This is a genomic window from Photobacterium sp. GJ3, assembly GCF_018199995.1.
In the GTDB taxonomy this organism is placed as follows: Bacteria; Pseudomonadota; Gammaproteobacteria; order Enterobacterales; family Vibrionaceae; genus Photobacterium.
On the sequence record NZ_CP073579.1, the window covers coordinates 263,989 to 284,122 of the forward strand.

Here is a 20,134-nt window from a genome sequence, read left to right on the forward strand (position 1 = left end):
GGCACAGTCAGGTCTTTAATGCTTACGGACCGACCGAAAGCACGGTGTGTGCGAGCGCCAGATTCTACCAGCCGGGGATATTGCCAATAATATCGGCGCGCCCATCAGCAACACCCAGCTGTATGTGCTGGATGAACATCAGCAACTGCTGCCGCCGGGTGCGGTGGGTGAGCTGTACATCGGCGGGGCGGGTCTGGCTCGGGGTTACCTCAATCGTCCGGCACTGACGGCGGAGCGCTTCATTGTCAATCCGTTTGCCACGGAAGCCGACAAGGCGAAAGGCTATACACGGCTGTACCGCAGCGGCGATTTGGTGCGCTGGCTGCCGGACGGCAATCTGGAATATCTGGGCCGGAACGACCATCAGGTGAAGATCCGGGGTTACCGGATTGAGCTGGGCGAAATTGCCAGCGTGCTCAGCGCTGAGCCCAGTGTACAGCAGGCGGTGGTGGTCGACCTGGACCGGGAAGGCAGCAAAGTGCTGGCGGCCTATGTGGTTCCGGCCCATGGCGATGTGGATACTGAGTCACTGCGTCAGCGTCTGTCGGCCCAACTGCCGGAATATATGGTGCCGGGCAGTATCACACCGATAGAGAAAATGCCGTTGACCCTCAACGGCAAGCTGGACCGCCGGGCACTGCCTGCGCCGGTGTGGGTGAGCGAAGACAGCTATCGGGGACCGCGCAATGCCCTGGAAGCACAGCTGTGTCAGGTATGGCAGCAGGTCCTCGGGGTCGAGCAAGTTGGCATTGATGACAACTTCTTCCGGTTGGGGGGCGATTCCATTGTCAGTATTCAACTGGTCAACAAACTGCGTCAGGCCGGGTTGAGCCTGCAGGTGAAAACGCTCTTTGATCACCCGACCATCCGAACGCTGGCGGGGGTGCTGTCAGAGGCGCAAGTGTCGACAGAGATGCTCACCGAGCAGGGCGAACTCACTGGGACGTTTGGTTTACTGCCTATCCAGCAGTGGTTCTTCGAATGTGAGTGGCCGTCGCCACAACACTGGAATCAGGCCTTCATGGTACGGATCCCCGGGGAGATGGCGTTGGCCGATATTGAGCGGGCTTTGGCGGCACTGGCTGCCCAGCATGACAGTCTGCGAACCTGCTTTGTGCAGACATCAGAAGGCTATGAGCAATGCTACCAGTCTGTGGGCCGACAGCCAGCTCTGCAAGTTCTGGATGTTCGCGGGGGCGATGATGCTTCGCTGCAGCAGTATTTGACTGATTTACAGCGTGGATTTGATTATCACGCAGGGAACGTCTGGCAGGCCGCTCACCTGACTGGCTATGCCGACGGCAGTGCCCGGTTGTTCTTTGCGGCACATCATCTGGTGATTGATGCGGTTTCCTGGCGGTTGATTGCAGAAGACATGCGCCTTCTGCTGGCCGGGGAAGCGCTGCCGCCAAAAACCAGCAGTTACCGCCAGTGGGTCGAGACAGTGCGGCATTACGGTGAGACACACCCGGAGGAGGTGGCTTACTGGTCATCGGTGCTCTCTGCACCAGCGCCTGAACTGGTCCCGGCAGAGCTCAATGAACACACCGCAGCTCTGACCCCGTCCATGACTTCGGCGCTGTTATCTCAGGCCGGGCAGGGATATCACACCCAAGTCAACGATCTGCTGCTCAGTGCGCTGGGGATTGCGCTCTCGGAAACCTTCGGTCAGGCCGAGAACGCGATTCTGCTGGAGGGCCATGGCCGGGAGGCAATTGACGCACGGATTGACCTTTCCCGTACGGTGGGTTGGTTGACCACTATGTATCCGGTCAGGCTGACGAGCACACTGGCGATTGCTGACACCATTATTCAGACCAAAGAGATGTTACAGGCTATCCCGAACAAAGGGATCGGTTATGGCGCGCTGGCGGATCAGCTGAGTCAGCCTTTACCCCGGGTCAGTTTCAACTATCTTGGTCAGCTCAGTGTCGGTAAGGCCGATACGCTGTGGTCGCTGACCAGTGAGCCGTGTGGCGTGATGGTTGCGCCAGAAAATCAGAGCCCCTTGCTGCTCAATATCAACGGCGCGGTGCAGGACGGTCAATTGTCTTTTTATGTGCACAGCCGATTAGGTAAAGCACAGGGTGAGGCGTTTTCCCGGGCATTTGAGCAGGCCCTGTGTGCCGTGGTTGACACCGCCTGTACTCAGGCCACATTGGGCGGGATCCGGACAGCCAGCGACTATGGTCAGGGTGTGGTGTCTCAATCCCAGCTGGCGCATCTGCAGCAGCGCTATCATGACATTGAAGCCATCTACCCGGCCAGCAGTCTGCAGCAGGGCTTTATTTATCATCAGCTCAGCCAGCCTGAGGATGATGCGTATTGTGTGCAGTTACTGATGGACTACCACTGCGCCCTGGATGTTGCGACCTACCGGGAGGCCTGGCAGTTGGCGGTGGAGCGTTTCCCTGCTCTTCGGATGGCATTTGACTGGCAGGAAGCGCTGCTGCAGATCGTGTTGTCCCCGACGGCAGTGGCGGGTCTGCCGCTGGAGGTTGTGGATCTCAGTCACTTATCGGCAGCAGAACGAGATAGTGAAATCAGTCGTTTGCAACAAGCTGAGCGGGCGAAAGGTTTTGACCTGATGCAGCCGGGACTCTTCCGGCTGACCCTGATCCGGCACCATGAGACCCATTACACCCTGCTGAAAACCGAGCATCACAGCATCGCAGATGGCTGGAGCGGTCCGGTACTCTGGCAGGCAGTACATGGGTATTATCAGCAACTGTGTCAGGGGCAAACACCCGCGATCACTGCAGACGAGGCATATGCCGGGACACAGCAATACCATCTGGCCCATCAGGCAGAAACGGAAGCGTACTGGCTGAAACAGCAGTCTGCCTGGGAAGGTGGGAATGATGTGACGCCGCTGCTGACTTATCCGGTGAATCTTGCCAGTACCAGACAGGTGAAGCGCCCGTCGGTCCAGACACTGACCCTGGCCGAAACCCGTTATCAGCAGCTGAAGGACACCTGCCAGCAGTTGGGGATCACACTTAACGTGGCGCTGCAGTTTGCCTGGCATAAGTTGCTGAACACTTATACCGGGGACTCACAGACGCTGGTCGGGACCACGGTCTCCGGACGGGATGTGCCGGTTGAAGGCATTGAGCAGAGCGTCGGGCTATATATCAATACCCTGCCACTTTGTGTGGACTGGTCGCCGTCGGCGAGTATTTCAGAAGTCTTGCAGGGGATCCACAAACAAGTGGCCGCCATCAACACCCACAGTGCCATGTCGCTGGCGAAGCTTCAGCAGAACGGGGAGCGATTGTTCCACTCGCTGATGGTGTTTGAAAATTACCCGGCACCAGCCACAGAAGGGCAGCAGGACGATTCGATTGCAGACCATCTCACCTTCCGGGAGGCGATCGAGAAAGTGGATTATCCGCTGTCGGTGATGGGGTACGAACAAGGCCAGACTCTGGTGGTGAAACTCAGTTATGGTTTGGACTGGTTGGATGATGCACAGGCTCAGCGGTTGTTACAGCAGGTTCAGGCGATCTTAATGGCGGTAGCCCGCGATCCGCATCAGCATCATGACGCGATCACGCTGCTCTCCACAGAAGAAAAACACACCCTGCTGACCACCTTCAACCAGACTGAAGCACCGTACCCGCAGGACCAGAGTCTGGTCACGTTATTCGAAGCTCAGGTGGCAAGAACGCCGGACAACGTTGCACTGGTGTTTGAGGGACAATCCCTGACCTACCGCGAACTGAATGGTAAAGCCAATCAGCTGGCGCGGCAGATCCGGCAGACGTACGGAGAAACCCAGCACTCAGAATTGTCAGCCGATACCCTGGTGTCACTGTATTTAGACCGCAGTCCGGAGATGGTGATCAGTATTCTGGCGGTGCTGAAGGCGGGGGCGGCCTACGTGCCCATTTCGCCGGAATACCCGGCGGAGCGGAGTACATTTATTTTAGATGATACCCGGGCGCCACTGGTGATCACTCATGGCCCGCAGCAGGCGAGCGTCGATGCTCTCCTGTCGGGTGGACATGATGCGCGGATGATTCTGGCCGACAGTGATGCGTTGCAGGCCATGCCGGACGGAAATCTGGACAGCGGCCCGTCGCCGGAAGATCTGGCGTATGTGATTTACACCTCGGGCACCACAGGTCAGCCGAAAGGGGTGATGGTGACGCATCGGAGTGCGGGAAACACCCTGCAATCGATGAAGGCTGTTTATGATTTCGGCCATTCAGGAAGTCGGGTTTCCTGCTTCAGCCAGTACACCTTTGATGTGTCTGTTTCTGAAATGTTGAACAGTTTGCTTTTCGGTGGTGAGTTACATTTGCTGGGAGAATCGTGTCGGAGAGATCCGCATGTCCTGAGTGCGTATATTGATTCGCAGGCGCTCAATATCCTGTATGTGCCGCCAGTGGTTTTGGCTGCGTTACCTCAGAAGCAACATGATTCTTTAAAGACAATCCTGTTTGCCGGTGAGTCCTGTGACCCAGAGGCTTGTTTGTACTGGCACCAACATTATGCGCTGTATAACTTTTACGGCCCGACTGAGGCGAGTATCTATGCGGCAGGGAAGTTAACGGAACGCCGTAACCTGAATGAGATTGGTCAGCCCATCAGCAACACCCAGCTGTATGTGCTGGATGACCATCAGCAGCTGCTGCCGCCGGGCGCGGTGGGGGAGCTGTACATCGGCGGGGCGGGTCTGGCCCGGGGTTACCTCAACCGGCCGGAGCTGACGGCGGAGCGCTTCATGGCCAATCCGTTTGCCACGGAAAATGACAAGGCGAAGGGTTATACCCGACTGTACCGCACCGGCGATTTGGTGCGCTGGCTGCCGGACGGCAATCTGGAATATCTGGGCCGGAACGACCATCAGGTGAAGATCCGGGGTTACCGGATTGAGCTGGGCGAAATTGCCAGCGTGCTCAGCGCTGAGCCCAGTGTACAGCAGGCGGTGGTGGTCGACCTGGAGCGGGAAGGGAGCAAAGTGCTGGCGGCCTATGTGGTTCCGGCCCATGGCGATGTGGATACCGAGTCACTGCGTCAGCGTCTGTCGGCGCAACTGCCGGAATATATGGTGCCGGGCAGTATCACACCAATAGAGAAAATACCGTTGACCCTCAACGGCAAGCTGGACCGTCGGGCACTGCCTGCGCCGGTGTGGGTGAGCGAAGACAGCTATCGTGCGCCGCGCAATGCCCTGGAAGCCCAGTTATGTCAGGTGTGGCAGCAGATCCTCGGGGTCGAGCAAGTTGGCATTGATGACAACTTTTTCCGGTTGGGAGGCGATTCGATTCAGGCGATTAAACTGACCGCTGCTATGCGGACGCAACTGAATGTGGACATTCCGCTGGCAACGCTCTTCGGTCAGCCTAGTATTGCCCTGTTGTCTGATCATCAGGCTTTTGATTCGCATGATGCATTAATCACGATGCTGACTCCAAATTCGCAGGCTGAATCCTGTTTGTTCATGATTCATCCCGGAACTGCCAGCAGTGAAGTCTATACGGCGCTCGCACAGTCACTTTCTGAGGATCTTTATTGTATTGGCGTGAATAATTACAATTTGGTCATGCCTTCTGCGGTGGATTCATTACCCGCGTTAGCAGATATCTATTTGTCACAGATGACGAAATACAGATTGCTCGAGAAGCCTGTTCGCATTCTCGGTTGGTCACTCGGTGGTTTGCTGGCAATGGAAATCGCGTACCAGTTAGAGCAATACGGTGTGAAGGATATCAAGCTGTACTTGCTGGATACAGTGATTCAGTCGCCGGAGTTGCAAGCATTACTGCCGTCAATTTCAGAAAAAATAGCATTGATGACGGAGAAGTATCAAAGCAGTGCTGTGGATCCTGAATATGTGAAAAAAATCCTGCAAGCTGTCCCTGCTGAGTCTCGGATCAATCAAATGCCTGTGAGCGGTCAACTCCAACATACGCAAGTGACTTTGTTCAAAGCGATGCTGTCTGATCCTGATCTTCAGAGTGATAACAGTCTGGCGTTTCAGCAATTGATTCTGAACACGCCGGATAACAATGTGGCTCAGTACATCAGGCAGCCATTCACGACAATTGGCATGCACGGTTGCCATCACAGCAACATGTTGGAAGATATTGATAGCATCATTAAAGTGATGGTTACAACTGAAAAGCAACGCTGATTCTTTCAAGCACCAAGGATGCTTCCGTCAGAACGATGGAAGCATCCTGATGATGAAAACGGGTCTTCTACCCTGTCGATTTAATGAGGGTTTTGTGACTTTCAGGTCAATTTTGAATCGCACACGCTGTGGTTGAGTGATTTCAGCCTGAAGCAGAAGATGTGAAAAAATTCGGATGTCACTGGGGGAAGCGAAAGGTTTAAATAATAACTTACTGTTAGGTTAGTTATCAGGGGAATAAAACAGACCATTTCTGGTCTGTTTTTCTTGCACAATCGAATGTGTGGATAAGAAATAAACCTAGCCCAAGTTCTTCTTCTATTTATTCCACAATTCCGTTGCGCTTTTTATGCCGCTAGGGATTTACCCACAGAATGGACTTCACCCTGCTGGAACAGCACCGGCACAACCATGTGGACTTCAGTCAGGATCAAATAGGCCTTGTTATCTGCAGGGGTCAGCAGTTCTACAACAACCTGCAGGCTTTGATCGATCGCCTTCTGAAGCATTGACGTTGTGGATGTTTTTCCTGGTTCGGCAAATGGACTAAATTTTCCATGTCGGGCATAAACCCAAATGGTGAAAGAGTGTTCGCCTCTTTCAAGTTGCTCGATGAAATCAACGATGTGTTTCATTAACAGTCCTTATTGTCGAATCAATATTGGAATATTGACCCGGCTATTATGGAATGCCTGAAATGAAATTCAAATTCTTTAATAGGATTTACTTGAGAATGTGACTGAGGCTATATTTTTGTGAAATGCGTTCTATTTTTTGGGAAAAAGTGTCAATTCCCAATAGGTGATGGGTTTCTTATCCCCTTGCTAGGTTGCTGTTATTTGTTACAAAAATTCGACTTTCTTGATGAAATTCTTTGCATCATGGATGTAATCAAAATGAACGTTTTGTCTTTTCGGTCAGATTTCTGAGTAGAATTTTATTGTCTTTTTTACACACATCAATGTTGAAAAAGGAATAGACTGGCATCCTGCATGTGAATTGAAGGAACAATGCAGGATGTATGGGTGTATCGGAGCAATGCATTGACGGAATCAATGAATCAAGCTGATCGGTGCAGCATTGAAAGCATGCGATGATATTCAGTTGAATGTGTGGGGCGGCAGAACCAGATGAATTTTTTTGGCAATGACAACAGGCACTCATTCAATAGGTTTCGGCATTTTTTTGACGATCGGTTTGAGCAGCATTGTTGGGAAAAGATCCGTTGTGACGATCACCAGAACCAATGGATTGGTGATCAATCGGTTGTCGAAAAGCATGGCTTTGATTTGCCTGTGAAACGATCTGTTATGCTTTGAAGCAGGTGGCAGCATTGCTGTGCTGACCATGGCTGATTGTGTTGAGGGAAATTAGATGAGGGTTTCACTGAGATGAATTCGCAGGATGTTTCGGATGCAGCGAAAGGTGAAGTCATTCGCTCCGTTACCCTGGCTGGGGCGGCACTGAATATCATCCTTGCAGTGCTGAAGATCATGATTGGGAAACTGGCGGGCAGTCAGGCGTTGGTTGCGGACGGTGTGCACAGTTTCTCGGACTTAATTACGGATGCTGCGATTTTACTGGGTTCAAAATACTGGACGGCGCCTGCAGACAGTTCACACCCTTACGGGCACGGAAAATTTGAGACACTGACCAATGTCTTGATTGGTGTGATGTTGGGATTGGTGGGTCTTGGAATTGCCTGGGACGCTATTGAAACGCTCAGTGAAACTGCACCGCCACCACCCGGGATGATGGCATTTTACGCTGCAATCGCATCGATTGTGTCGAAGGAATTGTTGTATCGGTGGACACTTGTGAAAGCACGGCAAGTGCAAAGTGGCGCGTTGAAAGCGAATGCGTGGCATCATCGCAGCGATGCGCTCAGTTCGATTCCGGTCGCGGTTGCCGTCATCGCCAATGCTATTTTTCCCTCCCTGAAATACTTGGATCAGATTGCAGCACTGCTGGTGACCGGCATGATCCTGAAAGCGGCTTATGAGATTCTCTGGCCGGCTTTACAGGAGCTGACTGATGCCAGAGGCAGTGAAGTGGTCGAGCAGCACCTGAAAAGAATGGCCGAAGCAGACAAAGAGATTTGCGAGATTCACGCAATCCGAAGCCGGATGACGGGCGGGAGCATCTTGCTCGATTTTCATTTATTGGTTGAACCAACCTTATCTATCGAAGCAGCACACACCATCAGTGAACGCTTTAAAAGCCAGGTCATGACTGAAATGGACGATGTCATTGATGTTGTGATTCATATCGAGCCGTTTAACTGTGAGGAAAGAATTGAAAACCCCTGCACACTGGAAGAGTATCTGAAGCAGCAGAATCAGCGGCGGGCGAATAAGCCCTAGCCGCGGGCTCTTTGGTACTTTTTTAACTTCAATCTCATTTGTGATTCTTTGGAATCCAGACGCGCTCGCTAGGCTTATAGTGAAGTCTGGATTCATGAGCACAGCGGTAACACGCTGAATGATTGAAGCTTTTTCAATGTCGGTTCACAGAGAGTACGGGGCCTTTACCCGTCATTCAGGGGGATGTATGCCGCTGATTCGTATTAAATCATTGCCATTTGCCGGAGATGTCGAAGTGAATGTGGCCCTGAGTGATTTGTCTCAGGCAATTGAAGATGCCACATTGATACCCCAGCAACACATTATGATTATCTGGGAATATTTACCCGCCGGACATTTTATCCATGGTGGCCAGCTCGCGAACCAGCAGCCTTCCAACACACATCCGATTCTGGTCGATATGGTCGCGCCGAATTTTAATACAGAAGCCCAGATTGCCGCGATGCTGGAGTTAATTGCCGGTAACCTTTCCCATTCTTTACCCGTTGCGCAGAGCAATATCTTTATCAATTACACGCCCGCATACAGTGATGGCGTATACGACGATGGCCATGTGGTGGAATGGGAAAGTTGAGTGACAGGCAGTCAGGTCGCTGATCGTCCGAAAAAATATTGAAATGGCATGGAACGTCTGGCGTTCAGGTGTAGAATGAGCCGCTTTTTTTAATGTGAGTGAATCATGCTGCACCTTGTATCTGCATTGCCCCCCATGCTGGCTTTGTTTATGGCGATCGTTTGTGAAGTGATTGCAACCTCATTGCTGCCCAAAACAGAGCAGTTTACCCAACCGATACCAACACTGATCGTGCTGATGGGCTATGGTGCCGCATTTTTCTTACTGTCAGTGACCGTGAAAGTGGTTCCAATCGGTGTGGCGTACGCCATTTGGTGTGGGGCAGGGATCGTGCTTGTCGCACTGATCAGCTGGCTTTGGTATGGCCAGAAATTGGATCTGTTTGCGTTGCTCGGGATCGCATTGATCCTGGCGGGGACGCTCATCATTAATGTCTTTTCGAAGGCGGTCTCACACTAAAATCCTGCCATTTCACGCTGCGTTGACGCCATCCAGACCCGGATTCACACGTTTTACCGGGTCAATAAACCTGATCAGACACACAAAACCGAAAGAAAGACGATTGCAAAACGGGCTGTTTTCCAGCGTCTAAAGTGCGTAATTATGTATTCGTTATGCAGTGGATGATACAGCGATTCAGCGGCTGAACTTTTTGTCGGTTGCCCGCAGAAATTCTTCAGTCTGACCAAAAACAACTATGCTTTGTCTACACCTGTATTCGCAGCCCGTGGACGGGCCGTGAAAACCTGAAAAGTCAGGAAAACAGCGCTTGTGTCAGCAGAACAGTGCAAGGGCGCTGAATTGTCTGACAATTCCAGGCTGGTTCAGGGCAATTCAGCTGATTCGCAGTCAATTTTTCATGAGGCTGGCAGTCGTTGTTTTGCCTGAAAGAACCGGATCGAATTGCAGACCCGTGCATGTCTCCGGGGAGTGTGGCGTGATGAATAGCCATGCTTCTATTTGGTGTGAATATCTAATTTATAACATTTGGTTAGACATTTATCTGGATCTTGTTGCGAATGTAAAAGCTTTGTTATCTTTAGTCCGAGATAAATTGAGATGGAAAGTCTATGAAAGCACGTGAAGCGAATTTTGACGGATTGGTTGGACCAACGCATAACTACAGTGGTCTTTCTTACGGAAACGTTGCCTCTGCCAAGAATCAGGCAGTGCCATCCAATCCGAAACAAGCGGCGAAGCAGGGCCTGGACAAAATGAAAGCACTTGCCGATATGGGCATGCTGCAAGGTGTTCTGGCGCCGCAGGAACGTCCTGACGTCCATACGCTGCGTCGTTTGGGTTTCACTGGCAGTGACAAATCAATCATTGAACAGGCTGCAAAACAGGCACCGAAAGTGCTGGCGGCTTGTTGTTCTGCGTCCAGCATGTGGACAGCCAATGCGGCAACAGTTTCACCGTCTGCAGATACGGCTGATGGCAAGGTGCATTTTACGCCGGCGAACCTGACCAATAAATTCCACCGCTCGATTGAGCATGAAGTCACCGGCCGCATTCTGCGCAGCACTTTTGCTGATCCGGAATACTTTGCACATCATCAGGCACTGCCAGCGGTTGAACATTTTGGTGATGAAGGTGCAGCCAACCACACGCGTTTCTGCAACAATTATGGCGATCAGGGTGTTGAATTTTTTGTCTTTGGTCGTCATGCCTTTGATACCCGCCATCCTGCACCGAAAGTATTCCCGGCCCGTCATACCTATGAAGCCTGTGAAGCGGTTGCGCGCCTGCACCAGCTGGATCCGTCAAAAGTTGTGATTGCACAGCAAAACCCGGATGTTATCGACCAGGGTGTGTTCCACAACGATGTGATTGCCGTGGGGAACAAAGACATTCTGTTCTGCCATCAGGAAGCTTTCCTGGATCAGCAAGGCACCTATCGTGCACTGAAAGACAAGATGGGTGACGCATTCAACATTATTGAAGTGCCGACGGCGTCTGTGTCGGTTGACGATGCGGTCACCAGCTATCTGTTTAACTCTCAGCTGATTGAACTGCCAAATGGTGAGACGCTGCTGGTTCTGCCGGAAGAGTGCCGTAAGAACGACAATGTCTGGCGTTATGTTGAGCAGTTGCTGGCTGAAAAACGTGGCGTAGATCAGGTGAAAGTGTTCGACCTGAAACAAAGTATGGCGAATGGCGGTGGTCCTGCGTGTCTGCGTCTGCGTGTTGTACTGAATGAACAGGAAGCGCGTGCCGTGAATCCATCGACTCTGATGAATGATGCGCTGTATGGCCGCCTGAGTCAGTGGGTCGATACCCATTATCGTGATCAGCTGGTTGAAGCCGATCTGGCAGATCCACAGCTGTTGAATGAATCGCGTACGGCACTGGACGAACTGACTCAGATTCTGTCTCTGGGTTCTGTGTACCCGTTCCAGCGTTAATTGGACTTGCCGGGCTTTGCACCCGGCCTGACAGCGGTTTCTCCAAGCTAAAGCGGTATGCCAGTGTGGCAGCCGCTTTTTTCTTTTTTATCATCTGGTTAAATCTCGCCCCATCCGATTTGAATCCCTCTATACTTGTCAGACAGTCTAATACCAATCGAAGTAAATCACTGGTCATCCTTGTTTGTTCAAATGCTTGATCACAGCGTTGGATTTTTTGATTGGTATAACTTTCGCGCAGTTAAGTTTGGCACGATGCTTTTCAACTGCGAATGAATATCATTTGTGGTATTTTCTTTTTATGTCCTGCAAGTAGGAAGACAGAGAATGAAAGAACAGATGAAACAATGGTTAGCACGCGATCCGGATCCAGTCACGCGCGAGGAACTACAACAATTAATCGATGCGGGCAACGCGCAGGAGCTTGCAGCGCGTTTCTCAGGACGACTCGCATTCGGGACGGCTGGTCTGCGAGGGATTGTCGGCGCAGGACCGAACCGGATGAACCGGCTGGTCATTCAGGAAACGTCCACCGGACTCGGTCATTATCTGATGAAAACGGTGGGCACAGCAGCAGAGCAGGGTGTGGTGATAGGCTATGATGGCCGGCCGGATTCCAAAGCTTTCGCCCATGATGCAGCGGCTGTGCTAACCGCATTGGGCATCAAGGTTTATCTGACACATGCTGTCGCGCCAACCCCGCTGGTCGCGTATGGAGTAACCGCGCTGAACGCAGCGGCAGGGATTGTGGTGACGGCCAGTCATAACCCGCCTGCCTATAATGGCTTTAAAGTGTACTGGGGCAATGGGGCTCAGATTATACCGCCGCATGATCAAGGGATTGCTGCAGAAATCGATCAGGCTGCGGTGCAGCCTCTGAAACTGCTGGCGTTGGATGAAGCGCAGCAGAAAGGTTTGCTGGTTTGGCTGGATGAGCTGTTTTATCAGGATTACCGCGAGCGGGTGAAAGCGAGTGCTCTGTTGCAAAATCACACGGAGCCGGCCTCTGTCAGTATTGCTTACACGGCGATGCATGGTGTCGGTGCAGAGTTGGCGGAAACCGTGCTAGCTGATGCCGGGTTTACTCAGGTCTACAGCGTTGCGGCGCAACGGGAACCGGATGGCACTTTCCCGACAGTGAACTTTCCGAATCCGGAAGAACCCGGAGCGATGGATTTGGTGATCGCCGAAGCCAAAAAACATCAGGCCACCCTTGCCTGTGCGAATGATCCTGATGCGGATCGCTTCGCTGTGGCTGTTCGTACCGAAGAAGGCGAGTACAAAATGCTGACCGGGGATCAGGTTGGCGTTTTGCTGGGTCATTATTTGCTGACCCGAACCAATCCTGAAGAAAGCCTTGTCGGCACGACTATTGTTTCTTCCAGCCTGCTGCAGAAAATCGCAACTGCGGTTGGGGCTGAATACTTCCAGACACTGACCGGCTTTAAATGGCTGACAAATGTCGCCATGCAAAAGCAGTCGGGCAGCAAACAATTCCTGTTTGCGTACGAAGAAGCGCTGGGTTACACCGTGGGTAATATGGTCTGGGATAAAGATGGCTTGACCGCATTACTTGCGTTCGCGCAATTGACCGCAGAGCTGGCATCCCATGGCCGGACTGTCTGGGATCAGTTGGAAGCGATTTACCGTGAACACGGGATTTATCTGAATGCTCAGGTCAGTATTGCACTGTCTCCGAATTCGCCACCGATTGGTGACAGCTTACGTCAGCAACCACCGGAAGAGATTGCAGGCCGGAATATTGTCCGGATTGACGATCTGAAAACGTCCACACGTCATTTTTCAGATGGCACAACAGAGGCGATTGATTTGCCGGGCAGTGATGTGCTGATTTATTTTCTGGAAGATGAGTCGAGAGTGGTCGTTCGTCCTTCGGGCACAGAGCCAAAACTCAAATGTTATTACGAGGTGATTGAGGTGATCGATCAGGTCGATACATTAGCGCATGGGTTTCAGCGAGCGCAAAGCAGCATGGATGAACTGCTACGCCGTCATCAGAACAGCCTGACCGGTCTGACCGCAGACTAAACCGGCCCCAAACTTCCTGAACCGGGAAGCCTGAACATAAACGCCAGCATTGCTGGCGTTTATGTCTCTGTAGATCAGTGCGCTTGTGTGTCACCGTTGTCATTCAGACTGGCATAGTGGTGCAGCAGCTCGGTCAGCGTTTTAATCCAGCCGAAGGCATCTTTCGGTGGGGTCACCAGAATCTTTTCGACGGCTGCACAATGCTGTTCCAGTGTCACTGCGGCTTCAAGCTGGAATGCCACAGCATAAAAATGCCACAGCAGCAAACGACTCATCCGTTCAGTATTCTGAGTGGCTTGATCGGAATCCGCAAAAGCAGACGAAACCTCTCCCAAAGCAATCGCAGACATTCGCAGCATGGCATCAAACTGTGCCGAACGTAATCTGTCTTCCGTTTCGGTTTCTTCCGGTTCAAACGTGAACAGCTCTTCCATCACGCCTTCAGGCACCATGCGGGTCAGAATACGCTGGCTGAATTCTTCCAGTTCATGACGTGGCATGGTGAGCAGACAGCTCAGTGTGTAATCCCGTTGCATTGCTTCTTCAACTCCCGGTTGGCCTGCAAATGATAAAGGGGCGTATTGTGCTTGAAGGGACTGTGAAATACTACCGATTCCAGCCATGAACCGCGGTTGGCACCGCTTTTGAGTGCTTCAGACCGTCAATGAGTTGACACAGGTTTGACAAGAAATGAGCAGAATTTAGCTATCTTGCAGGCCGTAATTGACTTTAGACTATGCTGGGTGTGCATACATCCGGCAGCAAGCAAAGAAGATGAGAATGACTGAGTCCGTACAACAATCTGACCATACTTCAGAGCGTTACCTGAAAAACCAGCCGCCAGGTGGTGAGAAACCGCCTCGTCGCAGCAAGTGGAAAATGCTGGTGGTGCTGGCTTTGATGGTGATTCTGGGCATGACAGCGATGTTAGGTCTGACCTTGAATCAACAGATCGAAGAAAAATTTTCCGGCCAGTTATGGCAGCTGCCTTCTGTGGTTTATGCACGGGAGCTGGTGCTTGAGCCCGGCGCTCAGGTTCGGTATGAAGAACTGGTCAAAGAGCTGGAGGCCCTGAACTACAGAAAAGTCAGCAAGCCGACCCGTGTGGGTGAGTACAGCACCAGCCGCCTGAAAGTGGAATTCATTCGACGCCCGTTTCAGTCCCGGACCGGACCGCAGCCAGCACGCCATGTCAGCGTGTCGTTTGACTACAACACAGTGCGGCGTGTGGTCGATGTGAATACCAACCGCGAGTACGGGATCTTTTCTGTTGAGCCGCAAATGCTGGGTATGCTGGAAACGGATTCTGATGAGCTGCGTCTTTATCAGCCAAAAGCAGAGATGCCAGCGACACTGATCGATGCGCTGCTGGTGACAGAAGATCGGGATTACTACACCCATGACGGTGTCTCTGTCGTGGCGATTGGCCGTGCTTTTCTGGCAAATATGAAAGCGGGCCGAACGGTTCAGGGCGGCAGTACGCTGACCCAGCAGCTGGCGAAAAACCTTTTTCTTTCCAGTGAACGCAGTTTCTGGCGCAAGTTTAAAGAAGCCTATATGGCGATGATCATTGATTATCGTTACAACAAAGACGAAGTGCTGGATGCTTATCTGAATCAGGTTTATCTGGCGCAAAGCGGATCTGATGCGGTGCATGGTTTTGCGCTGGGATCCCGTTTTTACTTTGGGCTTCCGTTGTCTGAACTGCGTGTCGATCAGCAGGCGCTGCTGGTCGGTATGGTGAAAGGGCCGTCTTATTATAATCCGTGGCGTTATCCGGAACGTGCCAAAGAGCGACGCGATCTGGTCCTGAGCCTGATGCATGATGAGAAAAAGATCGACGAAGCCACGTATCAGGAAGCCATCAAGCAAGGTCTGGATTTGCAGCCGAAGGGACATGTGGCGGGTCGTCAGCCAGCGTTCTTCAGCTTGTTGAAACAAGAACTGAATGAGAAAGTGAGTCAGGGTTATCAGCCGGGGATGGGGCTGCGGGTTTACACCACGCTGGATCCGATTTCTCAAGCCAATGCTGAAAATGTCGTCCGCTCAAAAATGGCTGCCATGAAAAAGCAACATGGGAAACAGCTTGAAACCGCAGTTGTGGTCGCCGACCGCCAAACGGGTGAAGTCCGTGCCATGGTTGGCGGCAGCCGCCCTGAATTCGACGGATTTAACCGAGCCCTGGATGCCCGTCGTCAGATTGGTTCTGTCGTGAAACCTGCCGTTTACCTGTCTGCACTGGCGCGCCCGGAGCGATTTAGTCTGGGCAGTAATCTGGACGACAAGCCGCTGACGTTAACTGATGAGAAAGGAAAAACCTGGTCACCTCGCAATTATGATCGTCAGTATCGTGGTGAAGTGCCTCTGGTTCAGGCGCTGGCCCGCTCCTACAACATTCCGACGGTGAATCTGGGAATGGCCGTTGGTCTGGACAATGTCATCAGTACGATGGAAGAACTGGGGGTTGATCCGGCTCAGATCCCGCATGTGCCAGCGATTTTGCTGGGGGCATTTACCTTGTCGCCTTATGAAGTGACGCAAATGTACCAGACGATTGCGAACGAAGGCCGCCGCAGCCCGCTGACGGCACTGAGTGCGGTGACGGACAGGGACGGAAAAATGATCTACCAGCACTTGCCTTCCACCCAGCAGGTGGTTTCAAAGCAATCTGCATGGCTAACGATGTATGCAATGCAGAAAGTGGTGACTGAAGGGACAGCCCGTTATCTGGACTCCATCCTGCCGTCACTGAAACTGGCGGGGAAAACCGGCACGTCAGATGAAGGCCGTGACAGTTGGTATGTCGGTGTAGACGGACGTGAAGTGGTGACGGTCTGGATGGGACGGGATGATAATAAAAACGTGAAACTGACCGGATCGTCGGGTCCGCTGAGACTCTACAGCGAGTACATCCAGAAACGCGATCCCGAGCCGCTGACCCTGAAAGAGCCAAAAGGAATGACCGATGTTGCTTATCAGATGAATCAGCAGGGTGGCTTAACGCAGGCGTGTATCGGGCAGGTTGAATTACCGGTCTGGGATAAAAATGGTCGCCAGAGCATGAATTGCGAGAATAAAGTTTCAACGATTATTCGCTCTATCTTTAACTGGTAACACGCGACAAGCGTGGCAATCATCAACGGGTCGGTTACAATGCCGACCCGTTTTTTTATCAGAGGTTGAACCGAATGCGGCTCTTAAAAACAGTGGTGCATCCAGATGTCGCCGATCAACAGGGATCGATGTTTTACCGGAAAGCGACCCGCGCCATTATTCTGGATGGCGAAGATATTCTGATGCTCTACACCGCACGTTACCACGATTATTCATTACCGGGCGGTGGTGTGGATGAACATGAATCCATTGAGTCGGGTTTGATCCGGGAGCTGGAAGAAGAAACTGGCGCAAGAAATATTCATGATATTCAGCCGTTTGGCATTTATGAAGAATTCCGGCCCTGGTACAAACCTGATTTCGACATCATGCATATGGAATCTTTCTGTTTCACCTGCACCATTGACCGGGTGCTTGGCGAAACGCGCCTGGAGGCATATGAAGTCCGGAATGGCATGAAGCCCGTCTGGATCAACATCCATCAGGCCATTGCGCATAATGAAGAAACGCTGGCGAAGAGCGAGAAGAAAGGTTTATCCGTTGAGCGCGAGCTGTTCTTGCTGAAAACGATTCGTGATGAGCTGATGACTATCAGTGCTTAATCATGGAAACGATGACTCTCTGACGTGAAGTGACACGAAATCTTTCGGATGAATACAACGATAACTCGTGAAAAAGACTAATATTAATCATCCTGAAAATGTTGGAGAGGATTTCTCAATGCGTACCCGTCACTTGTTCGTTACCCTGCTCGCTGTGTTTCCGCTGTGCTCGTTTGCAGCCTGGAAATTGGATAATAACCAGTCAGAGCTGAAATTTTTATCGGTCAAGAATAACGCTGTGATTGAACAGCACGCGATTAAACAGCTGGAAGGTTCCCTGACGGATGAGGGCAAGGTGCAACTGATGCTGGATCTGAGCAGTGTCGATACTCAAATTCCGATTCGTGACGAGCGGATGAAAACCATGCTGTTTCGGGTTGCCGATTATCCGAAAGCCATGCTGGAAGGAGAAGTTGATGTCTCTGGCCTGGGCGATCTGAAAACAGGTGAAACACTGAGCCAGCAAGTGTCACTGAAGCTGAATCTTCATGGCGCGATTAACCCAGTGAATGCGGATCTGATGATCACGCGTCTGGTGGATGACACCCTGATGATCAGTTCCAAAAGCCCGGTGATTATCGACGCGAAAGCATTCGGGATGGAATCTGGCCTGAAGGCGCTTCAAGAGGTCGCTAACCTGAATGGTATCTTGCCGAGTGTGCCCGTGTTCGTGAACCTCGCCTTTGTACCTGATGAGTCTTAACTGGCTGAATCCATTGACCCAAGCGGTGATGCTCTTTATGCTCATGTCTGTTTTCTGAAGTAAGCAGGAGCGGTCATGAAGAGCGTCACAGTCAATGGAAATCAGGTGAAGCCAGGAAAAATTGTGTGTGTCGGACGGAATTACGTGGCTCATATTGAAGAGCTGGGGAACGAAATGCCGGAAGATATGGTGATTTTTCTGAAACCCAATACGGCCATTGGGACACAGCTGGCAGCAACGCATCATGGCGAAGCCTTGCATTATGAAGCTGAAATTGTCTATCACTATCAGCATGGTCGTTTCAATGCTGCGGCTATTGGTTTGGACCTCACCAAGCGTGACTTACAAACCCGACTGAAAAGCAAAGGCCTGCCGTGGGAGCGGTGTAAAGTGTTTGAAGGGGCCGCATTGTTCAGTGACTTCGTGACTTTACCGGAAACAGCAGCCCCCTTAGGGCTGACTTTAAAAATTGACGATGAACTGGCACAGCAAGGGGATACGACGCTGATGCTCTATCCGCCGGATGTAATTCTTGAAGAAGTCCAGCAGATCATTCCTCTGGAAGATGGCGACTTAGTGATGACTGGCACGCCGCAAGGGGTTGGGGTGATTCAAAGCGGGCAGGTCTTTCAGGGCGCACTGATTTGTGCAGGTGAAACGCTGGTGAAATCAACCTGGCGTGCTGCGGATTAACGGCTCAAATCGCGTATGAAATGGATCGATATCGATGTTTGATAAGCGGGATCTGGTCAAACTGGCCAATATGAAAATGCCATTTGGCAAATACAGCGGGCGCGTATTGATTGATTTGCCAGAGCCTTATTTATTGTGGTTTGCCAAGCAAGGCTTCCCGGAAGGTGAATTGGGCCGTTTAATGGCCATGGCTCTGGAAATGCAGATTGAAGGACTGGAGTCCGTGATTCGGCCCTTGAAGGGGTACTCAGAAGCACCGGATCATTAACCTTACCCTGATGAATACACAACGGGAGCCTGTGAGGCTCCCGTTCGATGTTTATTTGCTCAAAAATGCATAGCCCGTGACAAAGGCATTTTCCTGGAACTGACGCAGTCCGGTACTGCGAAAATCAACAGACAGCGGATTACGCTTCAGTTTCTCTTTCACGTCAGCATTGCTCATGAAGCTGACTTCCAGCCCTTCGATCAATTGAATCGCGGCTTCCATTTTAAAGCTTTCTGCGCTGCCCGCGTGCTTTCCGCGTGTCTCACGGCTTTTGATAACAACCTGAGTCACCTGATAGTCTTCAGCCAGTTTGCTGAATGTTTTCTGGAAGTGACGCATCGATTCGAAATCTGTACTGCTTTGCAGCATCAGTTTTTGAGTACGGCAGTCAGGGATAGAGAACATCCCTTGTTCCAGAGACAACAGACATAGATGGGCTTCATTCCCTTTCAGTTCAACAGCAAAAATTTTCATGGTTTTTCCAGAGCAGTGACTTTGGCGGCTATTGTAGGGCAACTCAGGTCAGACTGTTAGTGAAATTCGCTCGATTGCGTGGCTGAACCGTGCGTTTGCGTCGACATTGCTCAGGTCAGGCGGCGAACGGGGTGGATGTAACAATTTATGAATACATTCGGTTCTGATGCACAAATTTCGGCTTATACTTTGAATGATCAAGTGGTTGACTGTGATTGAGGGATTCAACATGAGATTCAGAGTGACTCCGCCATTGGTATTTTTGCTCACTTTAGCTGCGATGTATGTTCTGGCACGTTATGTTCCCCTCTGGCGATTTGATTTTCCGGGGAAAGTCCTGCTGGAATGGGTGTTCAGCCTGATGGCTGTCGGATTTGCGCTTGCTGGAATCATGGCATTTGCCCGCGCCAAAACCGCAATCAATCCGAAAAAAGCGTCCAGACTTGTCACTTCCGGGGTTTATCGCTACTCCAGGAATCCCATTTACCTCGGTTTGCTGCTGTTGCTGGTGGCAATTTTTCTGAACTTATCGGCTTTGAGTAGCCTGATCATGATCCCCGTCTTTGTTTTCTATATGAACTCGGTACAAATTGCTGCGGAAGAACGTGTCTTAACACATGCGTTTGGTCAGCAATATATAGAGTATTGTCAGCATGTGCGCCGATGGTGTTAGCCCCAGTTCGCGTAGTGTTCTCATTGGAATGAAAAAAGGAGCTGCAATGCTCCCTGGTTGTTTGTCCTGTCGGA

Annotated in this window: 15 protein-coding genes; 12 read left to right on the forward strand and 3 right to left on the reverse strand. The window is 51.5% G+C overall.

Features of this window, described 5'->3' with window-relative positions:
• The first annotated feature begins 46 nt into the window (after positions 1 to 46).
• On the forward strand, positions 47 to 6,142 hold the full coding sequence (locus tag KDD30_RS17960) for a non-ribosomal peptide synthetase (RefSeq protein ID WP_211651372.1): 6,096 nt from the start codon (positions 47 to 49) through the stop codon (positions 6,140 to 6,142).
• Between the two features lie 347 nt (positions 6,143 to 6,489).
• Here KDD30_RS17960 and KDD30_RS17965 read toward each other — a convergent pair whose 3' ends face one another.
• Positions 6,490 to 6,777 (reverse strand): hypothetical protein, encoded by a 288-nt coding sequence (locus tag KDD30_RS17965; protein WP_211651373.1) that lies wholly within the window; start codon positions 6,775 to 6,777, stop codon positions 6,490 to 6,492.
• A 756-nt stretch (positions 6,778 to 7,533) separates the two neighbouring features.
• On the opposite strand from KDD30_RS17965, the gene KDD30_RS17970 reads away from it, so the two are divergent.
• The 5 genes from KDD30_RS17970 to KDD30_RS17990 all read left to right on the forward strand — a co-directional run bounded on the left by KDD30_RS17970 (position 7,534) and on the right by KDD30_RS17990 (position 13,533).
• Positions 7,534 to 8,505 (forward strand): cation diffusion facilitator family transporter, encoded by a 972-nt coding sequence (locus KDD30_RS17970; protein ID WP_211651374.1) that lies wholly within the window; start codon positions 7,534 to 7,536, stop codon positions 8,503 to 8,505.
• A 187-nt stretch (positions 8,506 to 8,692) separates the two neighbouring features.
• Entirely contained in the window at positions 8,693 to 9,079 is a 387-nt protein-coding gene (locus KDD30_RS17975) for a hypothetical protein (RefSeq protein WP_211651375.1), read from the forward strand.
• Between the two features lie 105 nt (positions 9,080 to 9,184).
• Positions 9,185 to 9,538, forward strand: a complete 354-nt coding sequence (locus KDD30_RS17980; protein ID WP_211651376.1) for a multidrug efflux SMR transporter — start codon at positions 9,185 to 9,187, stop codon at positions 9,536 to 9,538.
• A 611-nt stretch (positions 9,539 to 10,149) separates the two neighbouring features.
• Positions 10,150 to 11,484, forward strand: a complete 1,335-nt coding sequence (gene astB, locus KDD30_RS17985) for an N-succinylarginine dihydrolase (protein WP_211651377.1) — start codon at positions 10,150 to 10,152, stop codon at positions 11,482 to 11,484.
• A 327-nt stretch (positions 11,485 to 11,811) separates the two neighbouring features.
• Positions 11,812 to 13,533 carry a phospho-sugar mutase gene (locus KDD30_RS17990; RefSeq protein ID WP_211651378.1) on the forward strand — a complete coding sequence of 574 codons (1,722 nt, stop codon included), beginning with the start codon at positions 11,812 to 11,814 and terminating at the stop codon, positions 13,531 to 13,533.
• Positions 13,534 to 13,607: 74 nt separating this feature from the next.
• On the opposite strand, the gene KDD30_RS17995 is transcribed toward KDD30_RS17990, so the two are convergent.
• On the reverse strand, positions 13,608 to 14,069 hold the full coding sequence (locus KDD30_RS17995; RefSeq protein WP_211651379.1) for an exoribonuclease R: 462 nt from the start codon (positions 14,067 to 14,069) through the stop codon (positions 13,608 to 13,610).
• A 244-nt stretch (positions 14,070 to 14,313) separates the two neighbouring features.
• On the opposite strand from KDD30_RS17995, the gene mrcB reads away from it, so the two are divergent.
• From mrcB to KDD30_RS18020, 5 genes are all read left to right on the forward strand, one after another.
• A complete protein-coding gene (mrcB, locus tag KDD30_RS18000; protein WP_249199405.1) occupies positions 14,314 to 16,647 on the forward strand; it encodes a penicillin-binding protein 1B in 2,334 nt (777 codons plus the stop codon).
• Positions 16,648 to 16,721: 74 nt separating this feature from the next.
• Positions 16,722 to 17,249 (forward strand): NUDIX hydrolase, encoded by a 528-nt coding sequence (locus KDD30_RS18005; RefSeq protein WP_211651381.1) that lies wholly within the window; start codon positions 16,722 to 16,724, stop codon positions 17,247 to 17,249.
• A 118-nt stretch (positions 17,250 to 17,367) separates the two neighbouring features.
• The gene (locus KDD30_RS18010) at positions 17,368 to 17,952 is read left to right on the forward strand and encodes a YceI family protein (RefSeq protein ID WP_211651382.1); all 585 of its coding nucleotides are present in this window, start codon (positions 17,368 to 17,370) and stop codon (positions 17,950 to 17,952) included.
• Positions 17,953 to 18,027: 75 nt separating this feature from the next.
• Entirely contained in the window at positions 18,028 to 18,645 is a 618-nt protein-coding gene (locus tag KDD30_RS18015) for a fumarylacetoacetate hydrolase family protein (RefSeq protein ID WP_211651383.1), read from the forward strand.
• A gap of 34 nt (positions 18,646 to 18,679) precedes the next feature.
• Positions 18,680 to 18,913, forward strand: coding sequence for a DUF3820 family protein (locus KDD30_RS18020; RefSeq protein ID WP_211651384.1), 234 nt, complete (start codon positions 18,680 to 18,682; stop codon positions 18,911 to 18,913).
• A 51-nt stretch (positions 18,914 to 18,964) separates the two neighbouring features.
• Here KDD30_RS18020 and KDD30_RS18025 read toward each other — a convergent pair whose 3' ends face one another.
• The gene (locus tag KDD30_RS18025; RefSeq protein ID WP_211651385.1) at positions 18,965 to 19,387 is read right to left on the reverse strand and encodes a DUF3010 family protein; all 423 of its coding nucleotides are present in this window, start codon (positions 19,385 to 19,387) and stop codon (positions 18,965 to 18,967) included.
• Between the two features lie 229 nt (positions 19,388 to 19,616).
• Here KDD30_RS18025 and KDD30_RS18030 point away from each other — a divergent pair, with 229 nt between their 5' ends.
• Complete coding sequence (locus KDD30_RS18030; RefSeq protein ID WP_211651386.1) at positions 19,617 to 20,060, forward strand: isoprenylcysteine carboxylmethyltransferase family protein; 444 nt, start codon at positions 19,617 to 19,619, stop codon at positions 20,058 to 20,060.
• Positions 20,061 to 20,134 lie beyond the last annotated feature (74 nt).